This is a genomic window from Mycobacteriales bacterium (assembly GCA_035550055.1).
Taxonomy (GTDB): domain Bacteria; phylum Actinomycetota; class Actinomycetes; order JAFAQI01; family JAFAQI01; genus DASZTV01.
In genome coordinates, this window is the sequence record DASZRO010000053.1 from 19,969 (window position 1) to 29,840 (window position 9,872).

Sequence of the window (9,872 nt, forward strand, 5' to 3'; positions counted from 1 at the left end):
ATGCGCAAGCTCAACGTCACCATCGTCGTCGGCGTCGTCGTCGCCCTGATCGGCGCCGGCCTGGTCTTCTTCTACGGCCATAACGTCGACAACAAGATCTCCGACGGCAAACACACCGTCTCGGTGCTGGTCGCCGACGAGGCCCTCGGCACCGGCATGACTGCCGGCGACGTGGTCAGCCACGTCCACGTCGCGCAGATCCCCGACGCCTACGTCGTGAAGAACGCGATCGCTGCCACGAGCTCGCTGACGGCGAGCGGCGCGCAGAACGCGGTGCTGGTCGGCGAGGTGCCCGAAGGCGGGCAGCTGTCCTACAACGACTTCGCCAACGCCGCCGACGCGAGCCACCTCGCGCCGAGCAAGGGCAACGTCGCGCTGTCGGTCGAGACCCCGATCTCCTCGGGTGTGGCCCGCTACCTTCAGCCCGGCCAGCTGGTGGACGTCTTCGCGACGTACAGCAGCACGGGCAACCAGGCGACGAAGCTGTTCGTCAGCGGCGTGAAGGTGCTGTCGGTCACGGTCGCTGACCCGTCGACGGACTCGAACAACAACGACGACGAGAGCGCCACCCCCACCGGCTCCGTCGTCGTCCTGCTCGACCTGAGCCCGCGCGACGCGCAGAAGGTCGTCAACGCGGTCAGCGCCGGCACGATCTACCTGGCCTACACGACCGGCACGCACGACAAGACCGCGACCACCGACGACTCCGGCACGGTTCTGGCGAGCGACCGATGACCCTCAGCGTCATCCGCTCGATCGGGACGCTGGACCGCACCGGTGTGGTCCAGGACGCCCTCGCGCGAATCGACGCCGAACGGTTCGACGAGCTCGATGTCGTCCGTCCCGGTGATCTCGAGGAGTGTGAGGTCGACGTCGACGTCCTGCTCGTCGGATCCAAGGAGCTGACGCACGCGGGGCTGCGCCGCATCGCCCGTTGGCGCAGCGAGCACCCGGTCTCGGTCGCAATCGCCCACCTCAACGGGTCGGCGATGGACAAGTCGACGCTCGCCAGCGGCGGGATCGCCGACGCGGTTCGTGGGCCGCTCACCGTGACCAAGCTCCGCAACGCGCTGAACCGCGCGGACGCGGCGCTGTGGGATCTGCTCGACGCCGCCGAACGCCACCAGGCCGCGGTGCACGAGGAGCAGGTCGAGGACGACGCGTCCGAGGAGGACGAGTTCGCCTCCTACGGGGAGTACGACGTGGCGGCCTACCCGGCCGACACCGACTACGTCCGGGTCGGCGGCCTCGACGAGGTGGCTGCGGACGTCGACGACGAGGTCCTGGACCTCGACGCGGCCGCGACGTCAGACCCGGCGCCGGTCCACACCGTCACCGCGATCAACGACGACGTGACGACCGCGGCCGGCCGGTTCTCCGGGGTGATCCGCGGCGTCATCGCCGAGGTCACGGGCGCGGCTCACTCCCCGAACGGCTACGCGCCGGTCGTCGTCGCCGAGCCGGACGTCATCAAGGTTCCGGCGCAGCCGGTGGTCGCCCACGACGACCTGCACGAGGTCGAGGACAGCTACGACGCTGTGGCCTACGACGAGGCCGACGACGCCGAGTACTTCGACGACGACGCGGCGTACGAGCAGGAGCCGGCACCCGAGCTCGCTCCGACGGTCAACGAGGCGCACTACGACTTCGGCGACCCGCCGGCGAACGAGCCCGAAGACGAGCCCGTCCGCTATGACGCCCGGGTGGTCACGATCGCCTCGGCGACCGGCGGCTGCGGCAAGACGTTCTTCGCGACCTCCATCGCCACCGTGTTCGCCGCGATGGGGTGGAAGGTGCTGCTGGTCGACCTCGACCTGCAGTTCGGCGAGGTCGCGGCAGCCCTGCAGATCCACCACCCGTACAGCATTTACGACGGGCTCTACAAGACCAACGGCGAGCAGCTCGAGGCGGACGCGTTCGTCGAGCACCTGCCCGACCTGGTCTGCCACCACGAGCTCGGCTTCGACGTACTGACTGCACCGCGGGACCCCGTCCTCGCGGACTACGTCGGTGCGCGCGATGCCGGTGTCGTGCTCGACAGCGTCGTCGACTTCTACGACATCGTCCTGGTCGACACCCCGCCGTCGCTCAACGACGTGGTGATCGCGGCGCTCGACCGCTCGGACATCATCGAGGTGCTCGCGACGCCCGACGTGCCGTCGCTGCGTAACCTCACGACGTTCATCGACGTGCTCAACCGGCTCGGTCTCGAGGACACTCGGCTCCGGCTGGTCCTCAACAAGGTCGAGCCGGACGTCGGGGTCACGGTCGCGCAGGCGAACGACGCGTTCGGCGGCAGGTTCAAGACCTTGCTGCCCGCCGACCGCGCGGTGAGCCGTGCCGTCAACCGCGGCACGACCGCTCCGGTCCACGAGCCGCGATCGAAGATCGCCCGCGCGATCACGCCGGCGGCGATGGCGATCGCGGCGGATCTGGCGCTGCACCCCACCTCGGCCTCGCTTGCCGGCGCGGCCACCATCGACAACGACCAGTCAACCTTGCGTCGCCTGTGGCGAGCACTCTTTGGAGGTAAGTCGTGAAGCTCCCCAACAGGAACGACGACGCGGCGCCGGCTCGCCCGACCCCGGGCCTCGCCGGCACGCTGCAGGAGCGGCGCGCGGCGCGGGGCCCGGCCAGCGGACCGGGCGCGCGAACCGGTGCCGCGGCCGAACGGGTACGCCGGACCACGGCGACCGGCCCCGGCGACTCGCGTGCGGTGGCCTCGGTCACCGCGGTGCGTGACCAGCACGTGGAGTTCGACGCCCTCGACGACCTCCGCGGCAAGGTCCGCGCAGCGGTCGTCGCCGACTTCGGGGCGGCGCTGGCCGAAGCCGACGTCGACGAGCGGCAGATCCGCGCCTCGATCGCCAAGCAGCTCGAGCGGGTCCTGCGCACGTCCGCGACGAGCGTGTCGCCCGCCGAGCGCGAGGAGTTCATCGACGCGACGCTGGCCGACATGCTCGGCTGGGGCGCCCTCACCCCGCTGATGGCCGACCCGGACATCACCGAGGTCATGTGCAACGGACCGCACACGGTCTACGTCGAGCGGGCCGGCAAGATCTCGCTCAGCGACGTCCGATTCCGCTCCGAGGCGGCGCTGCGCCAGGTCGCCGACCGGATGCTCGCGGTGGTCGGCCGCCGGGTCGACGAGGCCAGCCCGATGGCTGACGGCCGCCTCAACGACGGCAGCCGGATCAACGTGATCATCCCGCCGCTGTCCACCGGCGGCACGATCCTCACGGTCCGTCGCTTCCCCGAGCGCACGATGACGGTGGCCGACCTCATCGGCCACGAGTCGCTGAGCACCGACGCGTCGGTGTTCCTCGAGGCCGCGGTGCGCGGCAAGCTCAACGTCCTGGTCTCCGGCGGTACCTCCACCGGTAAGACCACGCTGCTGAACGTGTTGTCGTCGTTCATCCCCGCAGACGAGCGCATCGTCACCATCGAGGACGCCGCGGAGCTTCGGCTCAGCCAGCCGCACGTCGTCGGCCTCGAGTCACGTCCGGCCAACACCGAAGGCGCCGGCCGGATCACGATCCGCGACCTGGTCCGCAACTCGCTGCGCATGCGGCCCGACCGCATCGTCGTCGGTGAGGTCCGGGGCGGCGAAGCGATCGACATGTTGCAGGCCATGAACACCGGTCACGAAGGGTCGCTGACGACGATTCACGCCAACAGCCCGCGTGACGCGCTGCTGCGGCTCGAAACCATGGTCCTGATGAGTGGCGTCGACCTGCCGCTGCGCGCGATTCGCGAGCAGATCGCCAGCTCGATCGACCTCATCGTGCAGTTGGGCCGCCGCACCGACGGTGCCCGCGTCGTCTCCCACATCACGGAGGTGCAGGGCCGTGAGGGCGACACGATCACGCTGCAGGACATCTTCGACCGCAGCCATTCCGGTCCGCTGCGTTCCACCGGGCTGCGGCCGCGGTCCGCGGACAAGCTTGCCGAGCGTTCCATCGACGTCCCGTTGACGATCTTCCGCCGTACCGCGGTCGCGACTGCGGCACCGGCAGGCCGGAGGGCAGCCCGATGATCGAGTTCCTCGCCGCCGTCCTCGTGGGAGGCGGCATCATTCTGGCGGTCACCGCCCGGGTCGCGAGCAACCGTCGCCGCCTCACCGACCTGCGCGCCGCGCTGGACCTGCAGGCGATCTCGCCGGCTCGGCCGGAGGACGCGCAGCGCACCAGCGCGCTGCTGGCGCGAAGCGGCATCGCGGCCGAGAAGGCGCTCGCCGACGTCGACTTCCTGGATCGAGTGCGCCAGCTCCTCGACCGCAGCGACTGGTCACTGACCGCAGGCGAGTTCGCGGTCACCTCCGCCGCCGTTGCGGCGTTCGCCGCACTCATCGGCTGGTTCATCGCCGGACCGGTGCTCGCCCTGATCCTGCTCGTCGTCGTCGCGGCGGTGCCCTACCTGCTGCTGGTGCACTCCGTCGACAAGCGCAAGAAGGAGTTCGAAGAGCAGTTCCCCGAGGTGCTCGAGCTCATCGCGGCGAGCTTGGAGTCGGGCGCCAGCGTGGTCCGCGCGCTCGAGCTGGTCGTCGAGGAGGCCGACGAGCCGATCGCCGGCGAGTTCGGCCGGGTGCTGGTCGCGACCCGCATGGGCAGCGACCTCTCCGACGCGCTGTCGGTGATGAGCGAGCGGCTCGGTTCCCGCGACGTGGACTGGACGGTCCAGGCGATCACCGTGCAGCAGCGCACCGGTGGTCGGCTCGCGGACATCCTGCGGATCGTCGCGCGCACGATGCGCAGCCGCGGCGAGGTCAAGCGTGAGGTCGCGACGCTGACCGTCGAGGGACGGCTCTCCGGAGCGATCCTCGGTGCCCTGCCGTTCTTCATCGCCCTGGTGATGCTGATCGTCAACCCGAGCTACCTGCAGCCGCTGTTCCACGAGGCGATCGGGCTGGTCATGATCTCGGTCGCGGGCGTCCTCATGATCATCGGTTTCTTCTGGATGCGGCGCATCGTCCGCGTGGAGGTCTGACAACCATGGTTCTGCTTGCCGTCATCTTCGTCGCCGCCGGTCTCGGTGTTGCCGGAGCGGGCATGTACGCCAGCCGCGCAGCTCTCGCGTCGCACGCGCAGGCTGCGATGACCGCGCTGGACAGCGCGCCGCGACCCGACGCGGGGGTGGTCTACCGGTTCCTCGAGCCGCTCGGCGAGGCCGGGGCGCGACTGGTCCAGCGGGTCTCGCCGGCCGCGCGGCTCGAGCTCACCCGCCGCCGGATCGTCTTCGCCGGCATGGAGAGCAAGCTCACCCTCGAGCAGATGCTCACGTACAAGGCGATCGCGGCCCTCGCCGGCCTGCTGTTCGGGCTGTTCATCCACCCGCACCAGATCCCCGGCAGCCTCGCCGGCATCGTGATCGGCGTACTCGCGTCGTTCGTGCCCGACGTGTGGTTGGACGGGCGGGCCAAGGAGCGGCAGCAGGCGATCGCCCGGTCGCTGCCGGACGCGCTCGACCTGCTGGCGATCACCGTGGAGGCCGGTCTCGGTCTCGAGCAGGCGCTCGCGCTCGTGACCGAGCGGCTCGACGGCCCGCTGGGTGAGGAGCTCACCCGGATGATTCGCGAGATCGACCTCGGCGTGAACCGGCGTACCGCGCTGGAGTTCCTGCGTAACCGCACCGACGTCCGCGAGCTCTCCGCGTTCATCGTGGCGCTGCTGCAGGCCGAGGAGCTCGGCATGGCGGTCGGCGAGGTGCTACGGGTGCAGGCCGCTCAGGTCCGGCTGGTACGCCGGCAGAACGCTCGCGAGCAGGCCGCGAAGACTCCGGTGCAGATCCTGTTCCCGGTGATCTTCACGATCTTCCCGGCGATGTTCGTCGTGACGATCGGCCCGGGTGCGATCCGGATCGCGCACACGATCCTGCACCTGAACTAGCGACCATCCGCAAGGACGAGGCGCCCGCACCGACCGGCCGGTGAGGGCGCCTCGTACGTTGCTCAGAACTCGTCGACGGTGGTGAGCGCCTCGCTGACCGTGATCTCCGGCTCCGATGAGGTGTCGGCGCCGATCGTGGCGAGGAACTCCTGCATCGACGGCTCCCCGAAGAACGCCTGGAAGCCCTCGACGGTCTCCCACTCGTCGATGACGTGGACATAACCGTCGCCGAGCCCGAAGCGATGGTGGATCGCACCGGCAGCCTTGGACTTGGCGACGACCGCCTCGAACTCGGCGGCTCGCTCCTCCAGCGCCTTGGTGAAGACCGCCGTGTCGCCCTTGACCTTCAACGTGATCAGAAAGCTCATGCGTGCTGCCCCCCTTGCATCGGCAAGTGCGTTGAGGGGCTCATCCAACTGCGCCGGAGCTCTCGCCACAAGCGCCAGGCGTTGAACAATCCGTGGAGACGAGGGGAATCGAACCCCTAACCCCCGCCTTGCAAAGGCGGTGCTCTGCCAATTGAGCTACGTCCCCTGACGGGGCTGCGCTGGTGGGCCTGGGAGGACTTGAACCTCCGACCTCTTCCTTATCAGGGAAGCGCTCTAACCGCCTGAGCTACAGGCCCGTGGTGCGGCAGACGAGCGTACCGGAGCGAATGGGCCGTTGGTATCGCTATGGCAGTAGCGACGTGCCATCCGTACAGCCATGGCGACAGCTACGTGTCATCCGCTCGGCTACTCGCGCTCGGAGAGGGTGACCTCGACACCGCCGACGATGTCCGTGCAGACGTTGTAGATGAACGCGGTCAGCGTCGCGAACGCGGTGAACAGCACCACGTTGACCAGGCCGACCACCAGCGCAACGAGCACCACCCGGTCGAAGCTCAGCCAGGCGCCCATCCCCGGGCCGCTCGAGCTGTCGCTGACGTCGGAGAGGAACTTGCGCAGCGAGCTGATCACGCCGAGTGCGTCGACCACCCCGTAGAGGACGATGACCGCGACCAGCAGCACCACCATGCCGACGAGGCCGTAGACCAGCGAGAACTTCAGCGTCGACCACGGGTCGATCCGCTTGAGGGTCAGCCGGGCACGGCGCCCGCGGCGGCGCGCCGCGTTGGCCACGGTCACCGGCGGCCGGGTGGTCATCGGGGCGCCGGGGATGACGGTTGCGCTCGAGGTGTGGGCCTCCCTGCCGTACGGCGCTCCGCCGAGCCGACCCGCGTCGCGGCCGGCGACGTACGGCGCTTCGCCGGCCCGCGGGCCGCCAAACACGGGCGGCTCCCCCGAGCCGATCGTCACGACTCGCCGCCCTCCTCTTCCTCTTCAGCCTCGGCGTTACGAGCGACTGCGACGACAGTCTGCTCGGCCGGAAGGTTGATCAACCGCACGCCCATTGTCTGCCTACCGGCACGGCGGACCTCCTTGACCCTGGTCCGGATCACTCCGCCGCCCGAGGTGATCGCGAAGATCTCCTCGTCCGGGCGCACCGCCAAGGCTCCCACGAGGGCACCGCGCTTGGCCACGATCTTGGCGGTCACGACCCCCTTGCCGCCCCGGCCCTGGACCGGGTACTCGCCCACCTTCGTGCGCTTCGCGAAGCCGCCGTCGGTCGCGATCAGGATGTCGAGCTCCTCATCCGTCGCCACCTCCATCGCGAGCAGCTCGTCGCCTTCGGAGAAGCGCATCCCGATCACGCCGGACGTCGCGCGGCCCATCGGGCGCAGCATCTCGTCGTCGGCGTGGAACCGGATCGACTGCGCGTTGCGGGAGACGAGCAGCAGGTCGTCGGTCGGCGCCACGAGGCGGGCGGCGATCAGCTCGTCGTCCTCCCGCAGGTTGATCGCGACGATGCCTCCGCTGCGGTTGGAGTCGAAGTCGGACAGCTTGGTCTTCTTCACCAGTCCGCGCTTGGTCGCAAGGACGAGGTACGGCGCGACGTTGTAGTCCTTGATGTCCATCACCGAGGCGATCTGCTCGTCCGGCTGGAACGCGAGCACGTTCGCCACGTGCTGCCCCCGAGCCGCGCGATTGGTCTCCGGCAGCTCGTGTGCCTTCGCCCGATAGACCCGCCCCTTGTTGGTGAAGAACAGGATCCAGTTGTGCGTCGAGGTGACGAAGAAGTGCTCGACGATGTCGTCGGTCTTCAGCGCAGCACCCATCACGCCCTTGCCCCCGCGCCGTTGTGCACGGTAGAGGTCGGTCTTGGTGCGCTTCGCGTAGCCGCCGCGCGTGATCGTGACGACCACGTCCTCTTGCGCGATCAGGTCCTCGAGGCTCATGTCGCCCTCGTAGGCGACGATGCGGGAGACCCGGTCGGTGCCGTACTTGCCGACGATCTCGCCGAGCTCCTCACCGATGATCGAGCGCTGGCGATCTTCGCTGGCGAGGATCGCCTCGTAGTCGGTGATCTCAGCCATGAGCTCGTCGTACTCGTCCTGCAGCCGCTGACGCTCCAGCGCTGCCAGCCGACGCAGCTGCATGTCGAGGATGGCGGTCGCCTGCACCTCGTCGATGTCGAGCAACTGCATCAACCCGGTCCGCGCCGCCTCCGCGGACTCGCTCGCGCGGATCAGCGCGATGACCTCGTCGATGCGGTCCTGCGCCTTGAGCAGCGCGATCAGGATGTGAGCGCGCTCCTGCGCCTTGCGCAGCCGGAACTGGGTACGCCGGACGATGATCTCGATCTGGTGGGCGACGTAGTAGCGCACCATCTGCGCGATGTTCAGCGTGCGGGGTACGCCGTCGACCAGCGCCAGCATGTTGACCCCGAAGCTGTCCTGCAGCTGGGTGTGCTTGTAGAGGTTGTTCAGGACGACCTTGGCGATCGCGTCACGTTTGAGCACGATGACCAGCCGCTGGCCGGTACGAAGGCTCGAGTCGTCCTTGATGTCGGCGATGCCGGCGATCTTGCCGTCGCGCACCAGGTCGGCGATCTTCTCGGCGAGTGCGTCCGGGTTGACCTGGTAGGGCAGCTCGGTGATGACCAGCTGCTGGCGGCCGCGCGAGTCTTCCTCGACCTCGACCACCGCGCGCATCCGGATCGAGCCGCGGCCGGTTCGAAGCGCCGCCTCGATCCCGTCGCGACCGACGATCAGCGCACCGGTCGGGAAGTCCGGCCCGTGCACGCGCTCGACGCACGCTTCGAGCAACTCGTCCTCGGTGGCGTTCGGGTTCTCCAGCGCCCATCGCACCGCCGCGCCGACCTCGACGAGGTTGTGCGGCGGGATGTTCGTGGCCATGCCGACCGCGATGCCGGCCGCGCCGTTCACCAACAGGTTGGGGAAACGGCTGGGGAGAACCGAGGGCTCCTGCGAGCGACCGTCGTAGTTCGGCCCGAAATCGACCGTTTCCTGGTCGATGTCGCGCAGCATCTCCATCGCGACAGCAGCCAGCCGCGACTCGGTGTAGCGCATGGCCGCCGGCGGGTCGTTGCCGGGCGAGCCGAAGTTGCCCTGGCCGTCGACCAACGGGAGCCGCATCGCCCACGGCTGGGCGAGCCGGACCAAGGTGTCGTAGATCGCGGAGTCGCCGTGCGGGTGGTACTGGCCCATCACGTCACCGACGACGCGGCTGCACTTGGAGTAGCCGCGATCCGGCCGATACCCACCGTCGTACATCGCGTAGAGCACCCGGCGGTGCACCGGCTTGAGCCCGTCGCGGACGTCGGGCAGGGCGCGTCCTACGATCACGCTCATCGCGTAATCGAGATAGGACGAGCGCATCTCCTTCTCGAGCTCGCGCTCCTCGATGCGGCCGGTGAGGGCATCTAGCGCCATCAGAAAGTCATCCCTTCAGAAAATTCGGGTGCGAAAACCGAGCAGGTCGGGGGACGCAGGGGAATGAGGTGAGGGGAGCGCGCTCCAGCGCGTGACCCGATCCGAACGACCGAGGACCCCGAGATACGACAGTCTGCAGCTCCCAAATCAGACATCGAGGAACTTGACCTCTTTGGCGTGCGTCTCGATGAACTCGCGGCGCGGCCCGACTT

8 protein-coding genes and 2 tRNA genes are annotated in these 9,872 nt (G+C 68.9%); 5 read left to right on the forward strand and 5 right to left on the reverse strand.

Annotation, left to right across the window (positions count from 1 at the left end):
• The 5 genes from VG899_08550 to VG899_08570 are packed head-to-tail and all read left to right on the forward strand — an operon-like array spanning position 1 to position 5,885.
• Entirely contained in the window at positions 1 to 735 is a 735-nt protein-coding gene (locus VG899_08550) for an RcpC/CpaB family pilus assembly protein (protein ID HWA66403.1), read from the forward strand.
• A complete protein-coding gene (locus VG899_08555; GenBank protein HWA66404.1) occupies positions 732 to 2,540 on the forward strand; it encodes an AAA family ATPase in 1,809 nt (602 codons plus the stop codon). The genes VG899_08550 and VG899_08555 overlap by 4 nt, the downstream gene beginning before the upstream one ends.
• Positions 2,537 to 4,036, forward strand: coding sequence for a CpaF family protein (locus VG899_08560; GenBank protein ID HWA66405.1), 1,500 nt, complete (start codon positions 2,537 to 2,539; stop codon positions 4,034 to 4,036). The genes VG899_08555 and VG899_08560 overlap by 4 nt, the downstream gene beginning before the upstream one ends.
• Positions 4,033 to 4,986, forward strand: coding sequence for a type II secretion system F family protein (locus VG899_08565; protein HWA66406.1), 954 nt, complete (start codon positions 4,033 to 4,035; stop codon positions 4,984 to 4,986). The genes VG899_08560 and VG899_08565 overlap by 4 nt, the downstream gene beginning before the upstream one ends.
• A 5-nt stretch (positions 4,987 to 4,991) precedes the next feature.
• Positions 4,992 to 5,885 carry a type II secretion system F family protein gene (locus tag VG899_08570; GenBank protein HWA66407.1) on the forward strand — a complete coding sequence of 298 codons (894 nt, stop codon included), beginning with the start codon at positions 4,992 to 4,994 and terminating at the stop codon, positions 5,883 to 5,885.
• A gap of 62 nt (positions 5,886 to 5,947) precedes the next feature.
• Here the strand turns inward: VG899_08570 and VG899_08575 are convergent, their stop codons facing one another.
• From VG899_08575 to gyrA, 5 genes are all read right to left on the reverse strand, one after another.
• Positions 5,948 to 6,253 carry a hypothetical protein gene (locus tag VG899_08575; GenBank protein HWA66408.1) on the reverse strand — a complete coding sequence of 102 codons (306 nt, stop codon included), beginning with the start codon at positions 6,251 to 6,253 and terminating at the stop codon, positions 5,948 to 5,950.
• Between the two features lie 93 nt (positions 6,254 to 6,346).
• A tRNA-Ala gene (locus tag VG899_08580) sits at positions 6,347 to 6,419 on the reverse strand.
• A gap of 14 nt (positions 6,420 to 6,433) precedes the next feature.
• A tRNA-Ile gene (locus VG899_08585) sits at positions 6,434 to 6,510 on the reverse strand.
• 109 nt (positions 6,511 to 6,619) lie between these two features.
• Positions 6,620 to 7,183: a DUF3566 domain-containing protein gene (locus VG899_08590; GenBank protein ID HWA66409.1), complete on the reverse strand. Its 564-nt coding sequence runs from the start codon at positions 7,181 to 7,183 to the stop codon at positions 6,620 to 6,622.
• Complete coding sequence (gene gyrA, locus VG899_08595) at positions 7,180 to 9,660, reverse strand: DNA gyrase subunit A (protein ID HWA66410.1); 2,481 nt, start codon at positions 9,658 to 9,660, stop codon at positions 7,180 to 7,182. Before gyrA ends, VG899_08590 begins: the two co-directional genes overlap by 4 nt.
• Positions 9,661 to 9,872: the final 212 nt, after the last annotated feature.

Excerpts from the sequence above, each read along its gene's own strand:
- VG899_08550 (HWA66403.1), top strand. The coding sequence starts at position 1 with ATGCGCAAGCTCAACGTCACCATCGTCGTCGGCGTCGTCGTCGCCCTG.
- VG899_08555 (HWA66404.1), top strand. The coding sequence starts at position 732 with ATGACCCTCAGCGTCATCCGCTCGATCGGGACGCTGGACCGCACCGGT.
- VG899_08565 (HWA66406.1), top strand. The coding sequence starts at position 4,033 with ATGATCGAGTTCCTCGCCGCCGTCCTCGTGGGAGGCGGCATCATTCTG.
- VG899_08570 (HWA66407.1), top strand. The coding sequence starts at position 4,992 with ATGGTTCTGCTTGCCGTCATCTTCGTCGCCGCCGGTCTCGGTGTTGCC.
- VG899_08575 (HWA66408.1), bottom strand. The coding sequence starts at position 6,253 with ATGAGCTTTCTGATCACGTTGAAGGTCAAGGGCGACACGGCGGTCTTC.
- gyrA (HWA66410.1), bottom strand. The coding sequence starts at position 9,660 with ATGGCGCTAGATGCCCTCACCGGCCGCATCGAGGAGCGCGAGCTCGAG.